18 protein-coding genes are annotated in these 18,736 nt (G+C 56.3%); 9 read left to right on the top strand and 9 right to left on the bottom strand.

Going from position 1 to position 18,736, the window contains the following annotated elements; all coding sequences use genetic code 11:
- Positions 1 to 17 precede the first annotated feature (17 nt).
- The 5 genes from yidA to dnaA form a co-directional block, all read right to left on the bottom strand.
- Entirely contained in the window at positions 18 to 827 is an 810-nt protein-coding gene (gene yidA, locus P2R09_RS00755; RefSeq protein WP_275766147.1) for a sugar-phosphatase, read from the bottom strand.
- Positions 828 to 1,084: 257 nt separating this feature from the next.
- Positions 1,085 to 3,493: a DNA topoisomerase (ATP-hydrolyzing) subunit B gene (gyrB, locus tag P2R09_RS00750; protein ID WP_140034180.1), complete on the bottom strand. Its 2,409-nt coding sequence runs from the start codon at positions 3,491 to 3,493 to the stop codon at positions 1,085 to 1,087.
- 18 nt (positions 3,494 to 3,511) lie between these two features.
- Positions 3,512 to 4,597: a DNA replication/repair protein RecF gene (gene recF, locus P2R09_RS00745; RefSeq protein ID WP_003849644.1), complete on the bottom strand. Its 1,086-nt coding sequence runs from the start codon at positions 4,595 to 4,597 to the stop codon at positions 3,512 to 3,514.
- 220 nt (positions 4,598 to 4,817) lie between these two features.
- Complete coding sequence (dnaN, locus tag P2R09_RS00740) at positions 4,818 to 5,918, bottom strand: DNA polymerase III subunit beta (RefSeq protein ID WP_003849646.1); 1,101 nt, start codon at positions 5,916 to 5,918, stop codon at positions 4,818 to 4,820.
- 4 nt (positions 5,919 to 5,922) lie between these two features.
- A complete protein-coding gene (dnaA, locus tag P2R09_RS00735) occupies positions 5,923 to 7,338 on the bottom strand; it encodes a chromosomal replication initiator protein DnaA (protein WP_003849649.1) in 1,416 nt (471 codons plus the stop codon).
- A 597-nt stretch (positions 7,339 to 7,935) separates the two neighbouring features.
- Between dnaA and rpmH the strand changes: the two genes are divergently transcribed.
- From rpmH to P2R09_RS00705, 6 genes are all read left to right on the top strand, one after another.
- Entirely contained in the window at positions 7,936 to 8,076 is a 141-nt protein-coding gene (gene rpmH / locus P2R09_RS00730; protein WP_003849659.1) for a 50S ribosomal protein L34, read from the top strand.
- Positions 8,077 to 8,090: 14 nt separating this feature from the next.
- Entirely contained in the window at positions 8,091 to 8,450 is a 360-nt protein-coding gene (gene rnpA, locus P2R09_RS00725; protein WP_008926396.1) for a ribonuclease P protein component, read from the top strand.
- Positions 8,414 to 8,671 (top strand): membrane protein insertion efficiency factor YidD, encoded by a 258-nt coding sequence (gene yidD, locus P2R09_RS00720; RefSeq protein ID WP_008926397.1) that lies wholly within the window; start codon positions 8,414 to 8,416, stop codon positions 8,669 to 8,671. Before rnpA ends, yidD begins: the two co-directional genes overlap by 37 nt.
- A gap of 2 nt (positions 8,672 to 8,673) precedes the next feature.
- Positions 8,674 to 10,320, top strand: a complete 1,647-nt coding sequence (gene yidC, locus P2R09_RS00715) for a membrane protein insertase YidC (protein ID WP_003849663.1) — start codon at positions 8,674 to 8,676, stop codon at positions 10,318 to 10,320.
- A gap of 92 nt (positions 10,321 to 10,412) precedes the next feature.
- Positions 10,413 to 11,777, top strand: coding sequence for a tRNA uridine-5-carboxymethylaminomethyl(34) synthesis GTPase MnmE (gene mnmE / locus P2R09_RS00710; protein ID WP_275766111.1), 1,365 nt, complete (start codon positions 10,413 to 10,415; stop codon positions 11,775 to 11,777).
- Positions 11,778 to 12,042: 265 nt separating this feature from the next.
- Positions 12,043 to 12,633 (top strand): malonic semialdehyde reductase, encoded by a 591-nt coding sequence (locus tag P2R09_RS00705; protein WP_275766109.1) that lies wholly within the window; start codon positions 12,043 to 12,045, stop codon positions 12,631 to 12,633.
- Positions 12,634 to 12,676: 43 nt separating this feature from the next.
- Here P2R09_RS00705 and P2R09_RS00700 read toward each other — a convergent pair whose 3' ends face one another.
- Complete coding sequence (locus P2R09_RS00700; protein WP_003849668.1) at positions 12,677 to 13,144, bottom strand: helix-turn-helix domain-containing protein; 468 nt, start codon at positions 13,142 to 13,144, stop codon at positions 12,677 to 12,679.
- A 136-nt stretch (positions 13,145 to 13,280) separates the two neighbouring features.
- Complete coding sequence (locus P2R09_RS00695) at positions 13,281 to 13,652, bottom strand: DUF4440 domain-containing protein (RefSeq protein ID WP_275766105.1); 372 nt, start codon at positions 13,650 to 13,652, stop codon at positions 13,281 to 13,283.
- 206 nt (positions 13,653 to 13,858) lie between these two features.
- Between P2R09_RS00695 and P2R09_RS00690 the strand changes: the two genes are divergently transcribed.
- Positions 13,859 to 14,608 carry a 4'-phosphopantetheinyl transferase superfamily protein gene (locus P2R09_RS00690; protein ID WP_275766102.1) on the top strand — a complete coding sequence of 250 codons (750 nt, stop codon included), beginning with the start codon at positions 13,859 to 13,861 and terminating at the stop codon, positions 14,606 to 14,608.
- Between the two features lie 36 nt (positions 14,609 to 14,644).
- Here P2R09_RS00690 and P2R09_RS00685 read toward each other — a convergent pair whose 3' ends face one another.
- On the bottom strand, positions 14,645 to 15,958 hold the full coding sequence (locus tag P2R09_RS00685; RefSeq protein WP_008926398.1) for an NCS2 family permease: 1,314 nt from the start codon (positions 15,956 to 15,958) through the stop codon (positions 14,645 to 14,647).
- Positions 15,959 to 16,109: 151 nt separating this feature from the next.
- On the opposite strand from P2R09_RS00685, the gene yieH reads away from it, so the two are divergent.
- Together yieH and P2R09_RS00675 are read left to right on the top strand one after the other, a co-directional pair.
- The gene (yieH, locus tag P2R09_RS00680; protein ID WP_275766098.1) at positions 16,110 to 16,769 is read left to right on the top strand and encodes a 6-phosphogluconate phosphatase; all 660 of its coding nucleotides are present in this window, start codon (positions 16,110 to 16,112) and stop codon (positions 16,767 to 16,769) included.
- Between the two features lie 13 nt (positions 16,770 to 16,782).
- Positions 16,783 to 17,715 carry a helix-turn-helix domain-containing protein gene (locus P2R09_RS00675; RefSeq protein WP_275766095.1) on the top strand — a complete coding sequence of 311 codons (933 nt, stop codon included), beginning with the start codon at positions 16,783 to 16,785 and terminating at the stop codon, positions 17,713 to 17,715.
- Here the strand turns inward: P2R09_RS00675 and P2R09_RS00670 are convergent.
- Positions 17,700 to 18,695: an acyltransferase gene (locus P2R09_RS00670; protein ID WP_275766093.1), complete on the bottom strand. Its 996-nt coding sequence runs from the start codon at positions 18,693 to 18,695 to the stop codon at positions 17,700 to 17,702. The genes P2R09_RS00675 and P2R09_RS00670 overlap by 16 nt on opposite strands.
- Between the last annotated feature and the right edge of the window lie 41 nt (positions 18,696 to 18,736).

Below are 18,736 nucleotides of genomic sequence, written 5' to 3'. Positions count from 1 at the left end.
GGCAGAGAACAGAGCCGTTAAAGCACTAACTCTTCAATGGCATGCGCCACACCATCTTCCATATTGGTTTTGGTGATGAATTGCGCGATTTTCTTAACAGAATCAATGGCATTACCCATTGCGACGCCGGTTCCGGCGTATTCAATCATCGCCAGGTCATTCTCCTGGTCGCCAATCGCCATCACCTCTTCCTGCTTAAGACCGAGCTTGTCAGCCAGCATTTTGACGCCCTGGCCTTTATTCACCCGACGATCGAGAATTTCCAGGTAGTAAGGCGCGCTCTTCAGGATGGTATAAGTCTGGTGAGCATGTTCGGGCAGACGGGCAATCGCCGCGTCGAGCAAATCCGGCCGGTCAATCATCATCAGTTTCGGGAAGCGCATGGCGCGATCCATCTCTTCCACGGCGCGATAGCGCACCGGAATCCCGGTCAGGCTCGCTTCATGGATGGTGTATTCACTGATGTCTTTATTGGGTGTGTAGAGATGGGATTTGTCGAACGCCTGGAAATGCACGCCAAGCTCACGTGCCAGATTCTCGATGTAGAGGTAGTCGTCAAAGGTCAGCGTCACTTCCGCCACACACTCACCATCTTCGGCCTGATGAACCAGCGCACCGTTGTTGCTTATCGCATACTGGCCGGGCGTCTGCATATCCAGCTCAATCAGATAGCGCTGGATACCCACAAATGGCCGGCCGGTGGTCAGCACAATCGACACACCTTTCTGGCGGGCGCGATCCAGGGCAGATTTCACCCCTGGTGTGATCTCATGTTGCGGGTTGAGCAGGGTGCCATCCATGTCGATAGCGATCAATTTAATAGCCATACAATCCTCGTAGCGTCTGGGTTTTATTCAATGCTAGCGCGATTCAGCGCACATTGACCAGCTTCATGGCAGGCAGGAACGGACAGCAAACCGCTGGGTTCAGGCGGTAAAGAGATCGCGGTGGATTTTAATCACGGCTTTTCGGATAGTTGCGGGTTCGCCTGGCGAACAGCAGGGGCGCGGCCTGACGGATTTTCGCCCGTACGGTACAAAAAAAGGCCATCACCTGAGTGATGGCCTGTTACGTCCGCTGCCGGTTAGATATCGATATTGGCGGCTTTCAGCGCATTCTCTTCGATGAAGGCGCGACGCGGCTCCACCGCATCGCCCATCAACGTAGTGAACAGCTGGTCAGCGCCAATCGCATCTTTAATGGTGACGCGCAGCATACGACGGCTGTCTGGATCCATGGTGGTTTCCCACAGCTGATCCGGGTTCATCTCACCCAGACCTTTGTAGCGCTGGACGGAGAGGCCGCGACGCGACTCTTTCACCAGCCACTCAATCGCCTGTTCGAAACTTGCCACTGGCTGACGACGTTCGCCACGCTCAATGTAAGCATCTTCTTCCAGCAGACCACGCAGCTGGCTACCCAGCGCGCAGATTTTGCGATACTCAGGCCCCTGAATGAAATCCGCTTCCAGCGGATAGTCGGTATCCACACCGTGGGTACGGACGCGCAGCACCGGCTCGAACAGGTTCGTTTCGCGGTTTTCACGCACCTGTGCCAGATAGGTGCTGCCGTGCGCTTCGCGTTCGGTCAGATAGCTCACCAGACCGTTCAGCCAGGTGGTGACCTCTGCTTCGTTGCTCAGGTCGCTCAGCGTGTCGTGATAAATCATCGCACGCAGCATCGCCATCGGATAACGGCGTTCCATGCGCTTGATCATCTTCTGGGTACTGTTGAAGTCAGAGACCAGTGTTTCCAGCGGCTCACCGCCCAGCGCCGGAGCGCTGGCATTGGTGTGCAGCGTCGCACCATCAAGCGCGATAGCGATCTGGTATTGATCCATCGCCTCATCATCTTTGATGTACTGCTCCTGCTTTCCTTTCTTCACTTTGTAGAGTGGCGGCTGGGCGATATAAACATGGCCGCGCTCAATGATTTCAGGCATCTGACGATAGAAGAAGGTCAGCAGCAGGGTACGGATGTGTGAACCATCGACGTCGGCATCGGTCATGATGATGATGCTGTGATAACGCAGCTTGTCCGGGTTGTACTCATCGCGACCAATACCACAGCCCAGCGCGGTGATCAGCGTGGCAACTTCCTGGGAAGCAAGCATCTTGTCGAAACGCGCTTTCTCAACGTTAAGGATTTTACCTTTCAGCGGCAGAATCGCCTGGTTCTTACGGTTACGGCCCTGTTTAGCCGAGCCGCCAGCGGAGTCACCCTCCACCAGGTAGATTTCTGACAACGCCGGGTCGCGCTCCTGGCAATCCGCCAGTTTGCCTGGCAGACCTGCCAGATCCAGCGCGCCTTTACGGCGGGTCATTTCACGGGCGCGGCGGGCCGCTTCACGGGCACGGGCTGCGTCAATGATTTTGCCGACCACGATCTTGGCGTCTGACGGGTTTTCCAGCAGGTATTCTGCCAGCAGCTCATTCATCTGCTGCTCAACCGCCGATTTCACCTCGGATGAGACCAGTTTATCTTTGGTCTGTGAGGAGAATTTTGGATCCGGCACTTTCACCGACACTACGGCGATCAGACCTTCACGCGCATCATCACCGGTGGCGCTGACTTTGGCTTTCTTGCTGTAACCCTCTTTGTCCATGTAGGCATTCAGGGTACGTGTCATCGCCGCACGGAAACCGGCGAGGTGTGTACCACCGTCACGCTGCGGGATGTTATTGGTAAAGCAGTAGATGTTTTCCTGGAAACCGTCGTTCCACTGCAGTGCCACTTCCACACCGATGCCATCTTTCTCAGTAGAGAAATAGAACACGGTAGGGTGAATAGGGGTTTTGTTTTTGTTCAGGTACTCAACAAACGCCCGGATGCCGCCTTCGTAATGGAAGTGATCGTTTTTGCCATCGCGCTTGTCTTCCAGACGAATCGACACGCCCGAGTTGAGGAATGAGAGTTCACGCAGGCGTTTCGCCAGAATGTCATACTCAAAATCGCGCACGTTGGTAAAGGTTTCGTGGCTCGGCCAGAAACGCACACGGGTCCCGGTAATGTCGGTCTCACCCGTTACCGCCAGCGGTGCCTGCGGTACGCCATGGACGTAAACCTGCTGATGCACTTTGCCTTCGCGACGAATGGTCAGCTCCAGCTTCTGCGACAGGGCGTTAACCACGGAGACGCCCACGCCATGCAGGCCGCCGGAGACTTTATAGGAGTTATCATCGAACTTACCGCCAGCATGCAGCACGGTCATGATCACTTCAGCGGCAGAGATGCCTTCTTCTTCATGAATACCGGTTGGAATGCCGCGTCCATCATCCTGCACCGAAACGGAGTTATCCGCGTGGATGGTGACCACAATGTCACTACAGTGACCAGCGAGCGCTTCGTCGATTGCGTTATCCACGACCTCGAATACCATGTGATGCAGACCGGTACCGTCATCGGTATCGCCGATATACATGCCCGGGCGTTTGCGTACCGCATCAAGTCCTTTCAGGACTTTAATACTTGAGGAGTCATAAGAATTCGACATCAACGTTTCTCGCTCATTTTAATCTTCAGGTTGAACCGCTATTTTACCCTGTTCCACGCGGAACATCTTGCCCTTTTCGTCAGTCATGTCGATTACATGCCCGGCAGAAATAGCGCTGACAAACACCTGCGCCTGAGTGGCCTTTAACCGGTCCGCCAGCAGGCGTCGTCGGCTCTCATCCAGCTCAGAAGCAAAGTCATCAATGAGGTAAATACAGCGGCGTCCGCTCTGGCTTGTCAGGAACTCGCCCTGTGCCAGACGCAATGCACACATCAGCAGTTTTAACTGCCCGCGTGAGAGTAAATCTTCCACCGGCGTCCCTTCAGCCCGAATACGAAAATCGGCTTTATGGGGGCCGCTGGCGGTATAGGTCAGCGCACGATCGCGCTCGAAGTTACGTTCCAGCAGTTCGCCGTAATCACTCTCTTTGTCCCAGCCACGCTGGAAAGAGAAGCGCAGTTCAAACTCTGGCAGAAACTGGCTACAGGTGGCGGTGATCTCTGCAGATATTGCCGCACTGTATTCCGCCCGCCACTGGCTAATCTGTTCAGCCAGCGGAACCAGCTCCTGATCCCAGGGGCGAATCTGGCTGTAACGTGAGACCTGGCGAAGCGCCGCGTTCCGCTGTTTAAGCAGGCGACGCATGTTGTTCCATGCGTTGAAAAAGCCGGGCGTGTTATGGAAACAGCCCCAGTCGACGTAGGCCCGGCGGTATTTGGGACCGCCATTCAGCAGACTAAAACCTTCAGGCGTGATTAACTGCATCGGCAGCAGCTGCGCCAGCTCTGCGACTTTATGACCATCGCTGCCATCAATACGCACTTTGCTGTCACCGGCCCGGTTTTTGGTCAGCCCGACAGAAATTTCCCGCTCTGCGTTTTCCAGACGCCCGTGCAAGACGAACGCCGCCTCGTCGTGACGAATGACGCGACCCGCCTGCAAACTGCGAAACGATCGACCATGCCCCAGCGTATGAATCGCCTCTAAAACGCTGGTTTTCCCACTGCCGTTGGCACCCACCAGGAAATTAAATCCGGGGGCCAGTTGCAGGTCGGCCTGCTCAATATTACGAAAATCTTTGATAAGAAGGCGGGTTAAAGCCATGAATCAATCCAGCGTGAAGGGCAATAAAGTTTTTGGACCTGGCGATCAAGTGCGTTAACGGCAAAGCAGGTTTGGCCGACATCCCAGTCACGAGGCCGTCGGCGTCGCCGCTACGTTGCGCCTCGCCAGCGCACAGCCACCGGAGCGTACTGAAGTACGTGATGATGGCGAGCACTGCCGGGGCACAACATAGCAAGTAAGCCAGGCCGATATATCACACCTACAAGCGCATGGGCATGACGACGTAAGCTGCTGCGGGACTCGCCACATCTTCGATCTGCACGCTCGACACTGAATCCGTCAGCAGCAGGCGGACGTTTTCGCACTTCAGCGCGTTCAGCACATCCAGCACGTAACTGACGTTAAAACCGATCTCCAGTTCCGTGCCGTTATAGCTGACATCCAGCATCTCTTCCGCTTCTTCCTGTTCAGGGTTATTGGCGGTGATTTTTAGCTGATTTTCGGTGATATAGAGGCGAACACCGCGGAACTTCTCGTTAGAGAGGATGGCAGCACGGGCAAAGGCCTGTTTGAGCAGATCGCAGCCCGCTTCCAGCACTTTATCGGGATTCTTCGGCAATACGCGGCGATAGTCAGGGAAGCGACCATCAACCAGCTTAGAGGTAAAGATATAGTCGCCGACGTGCGCGCGGATATTGCTGCCGCCAATCCGGACCTGCAGAGGCGTATCGCCGCCATCCAGCAGACGCAGCAGCTCAATGACGCCTTTACGTGGCACAATCACGGAATGACTTGGCAGTGCCTGACCAATCGGCATGGAGCAAACGGCCAGACGGTGACCATCAGTGGCTACAGTGCGCAGCTCTTCCCCTTCGGTTTCAAACATCATGCCGTTGAGGTAGTAACGCACATCCTGATGGGCCATCGAGAACTGAGTGGCTTCGATCAGCCGTTTCAGGGTCGCCTGCGGCAGGGTGAATTCAACTTCACTCTGCCAGTCGTCGAGATTCGGGAAGTCACTGGCGGGCAGGGTCGACAGCGAAAAACGGCTGCGGCCAGAGCGAACCAGCATACGATCGCCTTCCAGCGCCAGCGTGATTTCTGCACCATCCGGCAATCCGCGACAGATATCCAAAAATTTTCGCGCCGGAACGGTGGTGGAGCCAGGCTCATGCGCCTGCGTCAGCGCCACACGTGCGACCATCTCCATTTCCAGATCGGTACCGGTCAGCAGCAGCGAACCTTCTGTAACCTGCAGCAGCAGGTTTCCGAGAATCGGCAGCGTCGGACGACCACCCAGTGGGCCACTAACTTGTTGCAGCGGCTTCAGCAGCTGCTCACGTTCAACAATAAATTTCATAGCGTCAGGAAGATAATGTTCTGATGAGATTAGAGAAATCTTCTTTGATATCGTGGCTCTCTTCACGCAGCTGCTCAATCTTGCGGCAGGCATGAAGCACCGTTGTGTGGTCGCGACCCCCAAAAGCGTCGCCAATTTCTGGCAAGCTGTGGTTCGTCAACTCTTTCGCCATCGCCATCGCCATCTGGCGCGGACGCGCTACCGAGCGCGAACGGCGTTTGGAAAGTAGATCGGCCACCTTAATCTTGTAGTACTCAGCCACGGTCTTCTGAATATTATCGATGGTGACCAGCTTTTCCTGCAGCGCCAGCAGATCGCGCAGCGCTTCACGCACGAAGTCGATGGTGATCGCCCGACCGGTAAAGTTAGCATTGGCGATGACGCGGTTCAGTGCACCTTCCAGTTCACGCACGTTAGAGCGCAAACGCTTGGCAATAAAGAAGGCAACTTCACCCGGCAGACGGATGTCGTTCTCATCCGCTTTTTTCATCAGGATCGCCACACGCGTTTCCAGCTCAGGCGGCTCGATCGCCACCGTTAAACCCCAGCCGAAGCGCGATTTAAGACGATCCTCTACACCGTTGATCTCTTTGGGATAGCGATCCGAGGTGAGGATGATCTGCTGATTGCCTTCTAATAAGGCATTAAAGGTGTGGAAGAACTCTTCCTGTGAGCGCTCTTTATTCGCAAAGAACTGAATGTCATCGATCAATAGCGCATCCACAGAACGGTAGTAGCGTTTGAACTCTTCAATTGCATTGTTCTGCAGCGCTTTAACCATATCCTGTACAAAACGCTCGGAGTGCATGTAAACCACTTTTGCATTGGGTTTGCGGGCAATGATGCCGTTGCCCACCGCATGCAACAGGTGCGTTTTACCGAGACCCGTGCCGCCATACAGAAAAAGTGGGTTATAAGCGCCGCCTGGATTATCCGCCACCTGACGTGCCGCCGCGCGCGCCAGCTGGTTAGATTTACCCTCAACAAAGTTATCGAAGTTATGACGGTTATTCACATTCGAGCGGTAAGTGACGTCGGCCGGAGCCGGGACATTATCCCAGCTGGGACGCATGATCTGCGCCGGGGCCGGACGAATATGGCTCTGTACGGGCATCACGGGCGCGCTGACGCTGGCCATGACGGGCTGGCTGACCGCTGCCGCTTGCTGCTGAACCGGGCGCGTACCTACTTCAAAACGCAGTGCAGGCACGTTTGGACCACAAAATTCATTTAGCAGTGCGTTGATGCTATTAAGGTATTTGTCCCGAACCCAGTCGAGTACGAAGCGATTTGGAGCATACAAGGCAAGCGTATTGTCGTTTAACTCAGCCTGGAGTGGACGGATCCACATGCTGAATTCGGTGGCAGGAAGCTCATCCTGCAAACGGGCAAGACACTGTTGCCAAAGCGTAAGTGACACGGCGGACTCCACTCGTACAAATTCGAAAAGAATAGTAGGCGTTACTCTAAGAAACGTTCATTTTTGACACAGACACTAAGAAAGCGCCTGCGACCGCTATCAGCGGTTTTCCGTCCTGCAATCACCGGAGGATCGTCAGCGGAAGGGCGGATCATAGCGCAAAGCGAGGCAGAGATCTCCCCTTTCTACACAGTTTTGATCCTTTTTATCCACAGGCCAGAGGCGCGCAAAGAAGTTTACGCCAGTTGCGGGAAAAACCAGCAGAGATCTGACGCAATAGATGAAAATTTCGGACGTTATCTCATTTTATCCCCAGGATCCGGTGAGCCGATCGCAATAAGATCCCGCGCGATCCTTGCGCTTTAGTGCGGAGCCCGTATAATTCTCCACCCGACAATGAGCCATCAGGCGCAAAGTCGGGACTCTGCGGGCTGTATGCGGGTTTTCAGGCACTATGACACGCGAAGTAAATTGACTCGGGACTGTACAATTATTACAATCCCGCCTCTTTATTAAAGACACATTGAGGCGTAGGTCGATTTTCTGGCCCGAAACGCGTCACCCAGTGAAAATTTTCAAGTTTAGGTAGAAACCGCCATGAAACGCACTTTTCAACCGTCCGTACTGAAGCGCAACCGTTCACACGGTTTCCGTGCTCGTATGGCAACAAAAAATGGTCGTCAGGTTCTGGCACGTCGTCGTGCTAAAGGCCGTTCTCGTCTGACCGTTTCTAAGTAATAAAGCAAGCCCTGATGGGTAAGCTCGCATTTCCCAGGGAGTTACGTTTGTTAACTCCCACTCATTTCACTTTCGTCTTCCAGCAGCCACAACGGGCTGGCACGCCGCAAATTACTATTCTCGGCCGCCTTAACGCGCTGGGGCATCCCCGCATCGGTCTCACCGTCGCTAAAAAACATGTGAAACGCGCTCATGAACGCAACCGGATCAAGCGATTGACCCGCGAAAGCTTTCGTCTGCGTCAACATGAACTGCCGTCGATGGACTTCGTGGTGGTCGCGAAGAAGGGGGTTGCCGATCTGGATAACCGTATGCTGGCGGAAGCGTTGGAGAAATTATGGCGTCGTCACTGTCGCCTGGCGCGCGGCTCCTGATCGTCCTGATACGCGTCTATCAACGCGGTATCAGTCCATTACTGGGACCACACTGTCGGTTTCACCCGACCTGCTCTCATTACGGAATTGAGGCATTACGCAGGTTCGGCCTGATAAAAGGCAGTTGGTTGACATTAAAACGCGTATTAAAATGCCACCCCTTGAACCCGGGTGGTGACGATCCTGTGCCGCCAAAAACCTTTGATACCAGAGAACATTAACGATGGATTCGCAACGCAATCTCTTTCTCATCGCTTTTCTGTTCGTGACCTTTATGATCTGGCAAGCCTGGCAGACGGACCACGCTCCGCAGCCACAGCAGACGCAGACCACACAGGGCACCAACAGCGTAGCGGGTGATGCCGCCAGTCAGGGTGTACCGGCCAGCGGTCAGGGCCAGACGATCACCGTTAAGACTGATGTCCTGTCATTGAATATCAACACCCGAGGCGGTGATGTTGAACAAGCACAGCTGCTGACTTTCCCGGACAAACTGGGTTCAGACCAGCCGTTCCAGCTGCTTGAAACAACGCCAGCGTTCCTTTATCAGGCTCAGAGCGGTTTAACCGGTCGTAATGGCCCGGATAACCCGAACAACGGTGCACGTCCGCTGTTCAACGCTGCACAGAATCACTTCGAGATGGCTGATGGCCAGTCCGAACTGCGTGTGCCGATGACCTATACCGCTGAAAATGGCGTGGTTTATACCAAAACCTTCATCTTCAAGCGTGGCGAATATGCCGTTAATGTCGATTATCATGTCAACAACACCACGCAGCAGCCGCTGGAAGTGTCGTTGTTTGGCCAGCTGAAGCAGACGATTGATCTGCCAAAGCATCGTGATACCGGCAGCAACAACTTTGCGCTGCACACCTTCCGTGGTGCGGCCTACTCCACCAGCGAGTCGAAATATGAGAAGTATAAATTCGACACTATCGCGGACAACGAGAACCTGAACGCGACCACCAGCAATGGCTGGGTGGCGATGCTGCAACAGTACTTTGCGACGGCATGGGTTCCGCGTACCGAAGGCACCAACACCCTTTACACCAGCAACCTGGGTAACGGCGTTGCGGCAATTGGCTATAAATCTGCACCGGTCACCATTGCCGCAGGCGCACAGCAGAATCTGGGTGCAACGCTGTGGGTCGGCCCGGAAATTCAGGACAAGATGGCCGCGATTGCGCCGCACCTTGATCTGACCGTGGATTACGGCTGGTTGTGGTTTATCTCTCAGCCGCTGTTCAAACTGCTGAAATTCATCCACAGCTTCATCGGTAACTGGGGCTTCTCCATTATCGTGATCACCTTCATCGTGCGCGGCATCATGTACCCGCTGACTAAAGCGCAGTACACCTCGATGGCCAAGATGCGCATGCTGCAGCCGAAAATTCAGGCGATGCGTGAGCGTCTGGGTGATGACAAGCAGAAGCAGAGCCAGGAAATGATGGCGCTGTATAAAGCAGAGAAAGTGAATCCGCTGGGTGGCTGTCTGCCGCTGGTGATTCAGATGCCAATCTTCCTGGCGCTCTACTATATGCTGTCAGGCTCGGTTGAACTGCGTCATGCCCCATTCGTTCTGTGGATCCATGACCTGTCAGCGCAGGACCCGTACTACATCCTGCCGATTCTGATGGGCATCACCATGTTCTTCATTCAGAAGATGTCACCGACCACCGTGACCGATCCGATGCAGCAGAAGATCATGACTTACATGCCGGTGATTTTTACCGTGTTCTTCCTGTGGTTCCCGTCAGGTCTGGTGCTGTACTACATCGTCAGCAACCTGGTCACCATTCTCCAGCAGCAGCTGATTTATCGCGGCCTGGAAAAACGTGGTCTGCATAGCCGCGACAAGAAGAAAGCGTAAGCGATTCAGCGCGGGAGTCATCCCGCCCTTAAATAGTCTATTCTCAGGCGGTCAAAGCGACCGCCTGTGTTTTTTGTAGCGAGAGAAAATTTATGAGCCACAGCGATACCATTGTTGCCCAGGCAACACCGCCTGGACGCGGCGGCGTAGGCATTCTGCGCGTCTCTGGCGCCCAGGCGGCAGAGGTTGCCCGCCAGCTGCTGGGTAAACTGCCTAAGCCGCGTTACGCCGATTATCTGCCGTTTACCGATAGTGACGGCAGCGTGCTGGATCAGGGCATTGCGCTGTGGTTCCCTGGCCCCAACTCCTTTACCGGCGAAGATGTGCTGGAGCTGCAGGGGCACGGTGGTCCGGTTATTCTTGACCTGCTGCTGAAGCGCATCGTGGCGCTGCCTGGCGTGCGTATTGCCCAGCCGGGTGAGTTTTCTGAGCGGGCGTTTCTGAATGACAAGCTCGATCTGGCGCAGGCCGAAGCGATTGCCGACCTGATTGATGCCAGCTCTGAGCAGGCGGCACGGTCAGCGGTCAACTCGCTGCAGGGCGCATTCTCCACCCGCATCAATCATCTTGTGGAAGCCCTTACTCATCTGCGGATTTATGTCGAAGCGGCTATCGACTTCCCGGATGAGGAGATCGATTTCCTTTCTGACGGCAGAATCGAAGCGCAGCTGAATACGGTGATCGGCGATCTGGATGCGGTCCGCGCCGAAGCGCGTCAGGGCAGCCTGCTGCGTGAAGGGATGAAAGTGGTGATTGCTGGCCGGCCTAATGCGGGTAAATCGAGCCTGCTGAATGCGCTGGCGGGCCGTGATGCCGCCATCGTTACAGACATTGCGGGCACCACCCGCGACGTCCTGCGTGAGCATATTCATATCGATGGCATGCCGCTGCATATCATCGACACCGCCGGTCTGCGTGAGGCCAGCGATGAAGTTGAACGTATCGGGATTGAGCGTGCCTGGCAGGAGATCGAGCAGGCTGACCGCGTGCTGTTTATGGTCGATGGCACCACCACCGATGCCACCGAAGCAGCGGCTATCTGGCCCGATTTTGTCTCCCGTCTGCCGCCGGAACTGCCGATTACCGTGGTCCGCAACAAAGCAGACGTCACCTGTGAGCCTCTCGGTCTGACAGAAATAAACGGTCATTCACTGATTCGTCTGTCGGCACGTACCAGTGAAGGCGTTGATGAGCTGCGTGATCACCTGAAGCAGAGCATGGGATTTGCAGGCAACATGGAAGGCGGCTTCCTGGCACGCCGTCGTCATCTCCAGGCGCTGGAGCTGGCGGCAACGCACTTACAGCAGGGCAGAGCGCAGCTGCTCGGTGCCCGGGCCGGTGAGTTACTGGCCGAAGAGCTGCGTGTTGCTCAGCAGGCGCTGAGTGAAATCACCGGCGAGTTCACCTCTGACGATCTGCTGGGGCGTATCTTCTCCAGCTTCTGTATTGGTAAATAGGCTCACTGGCCTGATGGCGATGCGCTGTCAGGCCTGATTTCCCGCCTCGCGCTATCCTCTGCTATTCCCGCTTCTGCGTTCATTCTTGCTGATAAGTTATTTTGCGACGGCACCGCGTTGTCGTATAACGGTAGACGCGCCGATCTGACGGCGGCTACAGATTGCGGTGAATGATCCCCGCCTCATCCAGCCGCGTCGAGCCGGACGCAAATCCACGACGTGAACACCCTTGGGCGAAGCTTTTCGCCTGTAACAGGAGAGTTACATGAGTACACCGCTCGACACTGCCGCACTGGACACGCTATTTAATGACGCCCGTACCCACAGTTACTGGCAGGATAAGCCTGTTGATAACGCCCTGCTGGAACAGCTCTATGCCTTAACGGCACTGGGCCCGACCTCGGCGAACTGCTCGCCAGCGCGTTTTGTTTTCGTAACGTCTGCGGAAGGCAAAGAGAAGCTGAAACCGGCACTCTCTTCCGGCAATCTGGATAAAACCATGAGCGCGCCGGTCACGGTGATAGTGGCCTGGGATCGCGAGTTCTATGAACAACTGCCCGCGCTGTTCCCGCATGCGGATGCGCGTAGCTGGTTTACCGGCAGCCCGGAAGCGGCGAAAGAGACGGCTTTCCGTAACAGCAGCCTGCAGGCAGGTTATCTGATTCTGGCGGCTCGCTCGCTGGGTCTGGATGCCGGTCCGATGTCCGGTTTTGAGCCGGCCAAAGTCAATGACGCCTTTTTCCCGGACGGTCAGTATCAGGTTAACCTGCTGATCAACCTCGGATATGGTGACGCATCAAAACTGCATCCGCGTCTGCCGCGACTGAGCTTTGATCAGGCGAGCCGCTTCGCCTGATGCTCTCCGCGTCGCGATTCAGTTCGTGACGCGGATCACCGCATTAACGGCGCAGCATTTTCTGCAGGCGCTTTTGCTGCCAGCGCTGCGTCAGACCATGAAACACAAAGGTCCGCATCGCCCGGACAATCAGCAGCGCTCCCCAGATTGCCGCGACCCAGAGCGACCAGTGATCATCCGGTGCCGTCACATGATTCAGGACGAACAGCAGTCCGCAAACCACCACCGCAGTAATCAGTGAACGGTAAAAGCGAGCTTCACCGGCGATCCTGCTGCGCGCATCAGTAATCCGCTGATCCAGCGCCTGATCTTCCCCGTTCTGCGGACCGGTCAGATCAGCAACGTTCACCTCAAAGACGGCAGCCAGCGCACTCAGGGTTTCCAGTCCCGGCCGCTCACCATTTTCAATACGCTGCACGGTGCGGGTGCTCAGTCCCGCCATTTCTGCCAGCTGTTCCTGTGACCACGCCCGTGCCAGGCGATGTTCTTTAAATCTGTTGATGCTGCTCATTCTTATTCTCCGAAGTAACAGACAGGAAGGAAAAGTGTGCGGCGGAACGTCCGGCAGTAACACGATCCTGACCCGACAGCAGCCTGACACCCGCATGACAGCGGTGTCACAGCTACGCTGGCTGCCCGCGGGATGGCTAACCAGGCACGCGCATCAAACCCGGTTCTGCTGAGGGTGTCCCCTGATGAAACACCATTCGCCAGTTCTGACCCTCACGTAGCCAGTGTGACGTACGCAATGCGGCCCGACGGCCATCGGCATCACAGCTCTGGTAGAGCAGGATGAGACCCATCTCGCCCGTCCTGACCAGCTGAAAGTCACTACTGAGCATTTCAGGTAGTGCTTCTTCTTTTATCAGTGCCGCAATGGTCTGCGCGCGAGTGACAAAGTACCCTGAACGGGTGATCTCACAAAAGTCAGGATGGAGCATCTGCTCCAGCCACGCCAGCTCCCGCCGCCTGACACCGTGCAGACTGCGCTCTCGTTTCACCATCTCGTCCAGTAGCATAAGTTATCCTCTTCTTATCCAGTGTGACAGGTAGCGACCATCATTCCGTTAAGGCCTTGTGACAGCCCTGTCCGGTATGCTATCCCTCACGACGCCGCTCATCCTATTCTGAATTTAAACTAATGTTCGCGTTGACGGATGCAATGTGTTAAGAAAATTCCTACAATGCTTCTGATGATTATCTGACCATTTTCACGGAGCGACAGATGGCTGGTCATTTTGTACGCTGGACGGGCGACCCCGGCTTCCCGGCGAAAGATATGTGTATTCCCCAGGCGATTACCGACACGGCACAGCAGTTTGCTGACAAACGCCGTGGGCGATTTCTTGCCGCGCGAACCCTGCTGGCACAGCTTATGCTGCGGGTTTATGGCATTCAGACACTGCCGCGCCTGATTATCCAGAGCAATGGACGTCCGGTGTTTGCTGACAGCGAACTGCCCGATTTCAGTATCGCCTATGCGGGGAATACGGTGGGCGTCCTGTTGGCTGAAGAGGGAGGACGTGCCGGTCTGGATATGGAGATCGTCCATGCGCGGAGCCGTCAGACGCAGGAGCAGTTGATTCAGGGATTCACCTCGGGCGAGATCGCCTGGATTAATGCCCAGCAGGATGCCATGGAAGCGGTGACGCAGATCTGGACGTTGCGGCAAAGCATTCTCAAGCTGACGGGAGAGGGTGATCGGGGACTGGATTCGCTGCGGCTGTTGCCGGGAGCGGGTCGGCTGCGATCGTCACTTTATCCTGATATCCAGGTGGTGTGCGATGCGGAGCCTGTGCTGGTCTGGTCGTGCGCGCTGTCGTCTGCGACCCAGCGTCTGCACCTGTGGGAGATGGATAGTGACTTTCAGTGGCGCGCATTACGCGAAATAGAAATGGGTAAGCCCAACATCGGGCCTCTTGCCCTGCGGCTGACCAGCCTGCCCAGCGAGCGCAGCCTGCATCCTGAAATGTAAAAAGCCGCAACCCGAAGGTTGCGGCCCTGAATGTGCTTAGTGCCCGTCCACAAAAACAATCTTCAGAACAAACAGCAGCGCAACAATCACTACGCAGGGGCTGATTTCACGCCAGCGTCCGGTGCCCAGCTTCATTACGCAGTAAGCGATAAACCCCAGCGCAATGCCTTCGGTGATGGAAAAGCTGAAGGGCATCATGGCAGCGGTCACAAAGGCCGGAACGGCTTCGGTCAGATCATCCCAGCGCACGCGCGACAGGCTGGCGGTCATTAACACGCCTACGTAAATCAGCGCGCCCGCGGCAGCGTAGGATGGCACCATTGCGGCCAGCGGTGACAGGAAGGTTACCAGCAGGAACAGCAGGCCGGTCACCACGGCCATCAGCCCGGTACGGCCCCCAATCGCCACGCCCGACGTGCTCTCAATATAGGCGGTCACGGATGAGGTGCCCGCCAGCGCGCCACTGACCGAACTAATGCTGTCGACATAAAGCGCCTGCTGCATGCGCGGGAAGGTGCCGGTTTCATCGGTGAGTCCCGCTTTATCGGTAACGCCGATCAGTGTGCCGGAGGAGTCGAACAGATTGACCAGCATAAAGGAGAAGATCACCCCCGCCATGCCAATGTTGAATGCGCCTTTAATATCGACCTGACCGACTACAGACGTTATCGATGGGGGTGCTGAAAACAGGCCGACAAACTTCACGTCGCCCAGCATCCAGCCGATGCCGGTGGTGATCACCATTGAGATCAACACCGCTGCGTGGATATTGCGTGATGCCAGAATGGCGATAATAAAGAAGCCGAGTGCGCCCAGCAGTACGCTGTGCGAGGTCAGATTCCCTACCGCCACCAGGGTATCGGGATTTGGTACGATAATGCCGGCATTTTTTAGCCCCATCATCGCGATAAACAGGCCGATACCGGCGGTGATGCCAACGCGCAGGCTCAGCGGGATATTGGCAATCATCCAGTAGCGAACCCGCAGCAGCGTCAGGATCAGCAGGCCAACCGCGCCCCAGAAAATCGCGCCCATACCGACCTGCCACGAATAGCCCATCGCCCCGACCACCACAAAGGCGAAGAAGGCATTCAGCCCCATTGCGGGTGCCAGCGCCACCGGCAGATTAGCAAACAGTCCCATCAGAATGCTGCCGAAGGCGGCGATCAGACAGGTGGTCACAAACACCGCCTGGGTATCCATGCCGGCGACGCCGAGGATCTGCGGATTGACGAAGACGATATAGACCATCGTCAGAAAAGTGGTGATACCCGCGATCACTTCGGTGCGCACCGTGGTGCCATGTTCCTGCAGCCTGAAGATGCGCTGCAAAACGCCTTGCTTGCTCATGCCATCCATCCAGAAGAAAAAATCATCGGCGCGTATCCTGGCGATTTTACCGGGGCAATACAATGATTTTTCGCAACCGATTGCCAGTCTCGCAATCTGCGCTGAGTGCGGTAGAGTGTGGAATACACCCCGAATCGAAGGATAGAGTCTGATGTCAGTAGAATGCGTCTTTTTTGATTGCGATGGCACGCTGGTCGACAGTGAGTTGCTCTGTACCCAGGCCTACGTTAACACCTTTGCCCGTTACGGCCTGGCGCTGTCGCTGCAGCAGATGTTTGAAAAGTATAAAGGCGTCAAACTCTACGACATCATTCGTGACGTGGGCGATGCGCATCAGGTAACGCTGCCGATGGAAGAGGTGGAAACAGCTTATCGCGCGGAAGTGGCAAGACTGTTTGATCTGCAACTGCAGCCCATCCCGGGCGCGAAAGCGCTGGTTGAGCAGATAAAAGTGCCGATGTGCGTAGTCTCAAACGGAACCGTAAAAAAGATGCAGCACTCGCTGGGCTTAACCGGCATGCTGCCGCTTTTCGAGGAGCACCTCTACAGCGGCTATGACATTCTGCACTGGAAGCCCGCTCCGGAACTGATGTACCACGCCGCAGAACAGATGCAGGTGCCGATTGAGCGCTGCATTCTGGTGGATGACTCCGAAGCGGGCGCCCGCGCCGGTATCGCCGCTGGCATTCCTGTCTACTACTACTGCGCTGACCCGCACAACCCTGAACTGGACCACCCACTGGTGACCCGCTTCGACGATATGGCGCAGCTGCCTGCGTTGTGGCGCGCCCGTGGCTGGGATCTGGTGTAGCGCTGGCCAGAATATGACACGCACCGTCTGGTTTTTAACCCTGCCTGGCGTGATGGCGCTGGATCTGACCGGCCCGGCTGAGACGCTGCAGCTGGCGGGCGATCGCTTTTCGCTGCGCTATATTGGTCCGCAGCCGGAGGTGGTCTGCTCCACCGGCATGACCATTGGCGGCATTGAACCTTTACCGGAACAGTTGCCCGCAGGGAGCCTTCTGGTGGTGCCGGGCGTCTATGATTCGCAGATCTGTTATGCCACACCTCAGGCCGCAGAAGCACGCGACTGGCTGAGGCGCCAGAACGCCGCGCTGTGCGCGCAGACCTTTATGCTGGTCTGCGTCTGTTCGGGTGCGCTGCTGGCGGCGCAGGCGGGCATGCTCGATGACGTACTTTGCACCACTCATCATGATGTGATTACCCGCCTGAAAGCGGCGGCTCCGCGTGCACGGGTGCAGGAGAACCGCGTGTTTGTCGGGCATGAGAATATCTGGACCAGCGCGGGCATCACGGCCGGGATCGACCTGACATTGCATCTGATCGCTCAGCTTTGTGATACCCCCACCGCGCTGGCGGTGGCGCGGGAAATGGTGGTCTGGTTTCGCCGCGCCGGTGACGACCCACAGCTTTCACCCTGGCTGCGTTATCGCAACCACATGCATCCGGCCATTCACCGCGCGCAGGATCTGATGATTGCCCATCCAGAGCATGGCTGGACGCTGACCGAGCTGGCCGGACGCACCCACGTCAGCAGCCGTCATCTGGCGCGTCTGTTTCGTCAGCATCTGGGGATCAGCGTACGGGAATACCATGAGCAGCTGCGGGTTGGCGTGGCGCGCCAGCGTCAGCAGCAGGGTGAGTCTGCCGAAAAAGCGGCGCTGGCGGCGGGTTTTTCATCGGCGCGCCAGCTACGACGCGCCCGCCAGCGTGAAGCCGATCAGCTGACGAAATGACGGGTATCGACGCGTTTCAGTGCCATCCCCAGCAGCAGGCTGCCGCCCAGCGTCAGCCCAAACACCCAGGGCAGGTCGAGCCAGGGACGCGACATATCATCGTAGTGATGCGTGCGCAGATAGTGAATGAAGAGCGCGTGAAAGCCGTAGATTGGCAGTGAATAACGGGCAATCAGCCTTAAACCGGGAAGGGTGCGCTGGTTCAGGCTGTTTTTAAACACGATCAGCAGGCTGATGGCGGCGATAAACACCAGCGGTCCGCAGTAAAGATACCAGGTATCGTTAAACGCGCCGTTGACGATCAGCGCCTTTTTCGTCCCCAGCGTAATACCAATCACACAGGCGATAAACAGTCCGGTAGCCAGCGGCGTCAGGCCGCGCCGGGTCGTATCCATGGTGCCAATCGCCCGTCCCAGTAGCGCATAGAGCAGGTAGTAAATGCTGTCACCGCTGACATAGAGGTTAACCGGCAGGAAATGAAACGGGCCCAGCGACTGGCTGACCGTATTGGGGTTGGCGAGCACCGCCAGCACCAGCACCAGTAGCGCCACATAACGCGCCTGCACATTTTTCACCTGAATCAGCGGCGACATCAGATAGATGCCAATCAGCGCAAAGAAGAACCACAGGTGATAGAACACCGGCTTCTGCAGCATCTTCAGGATCGACCGTCCTTCGCTGATCGGCGTCAGCCAGGTGATATAGGCCAGCGAGACCGCGCTGTAGAACAGCAGACAGAGCACCAGCCTGACCATGTGGCGCGGCTGGGCGCTGCGTTCGCCGAAAAACAGATAACCGGAGATCATAAAGAACAGCGGAACGCAGACGCGTGATGCCGAGTTCAGCAGATTCGCCACATCCCAGGTGGTGCCCGTCACCGCCATCGGCCCGGTGATATACCAGGTGGTGGTGTGAATCACGATCACCATCAGGCAGGCGACCGCGCGTAAATTATCTATCCAGTAAATCTTCTGCGGCATGGCGTCCTCTTGCGCATCGCTCCGTGCGCCAAAGGGTAGTC

The sequence above is a fragment of the Pantoea sp. Cr_R13 genome, assembly GCF_029222565.1.
GTDB lineage: Bacteria > Pseudomonadota > Gammaproteobacteria > Enterobacterales > Enterobacteriaceae > Pantoea > Pantoea eucalypti.
Note: the sequence above shows the minus strand (reverse complement) of the source record. Positions and strands in the feature narration are given on the sequence as shown.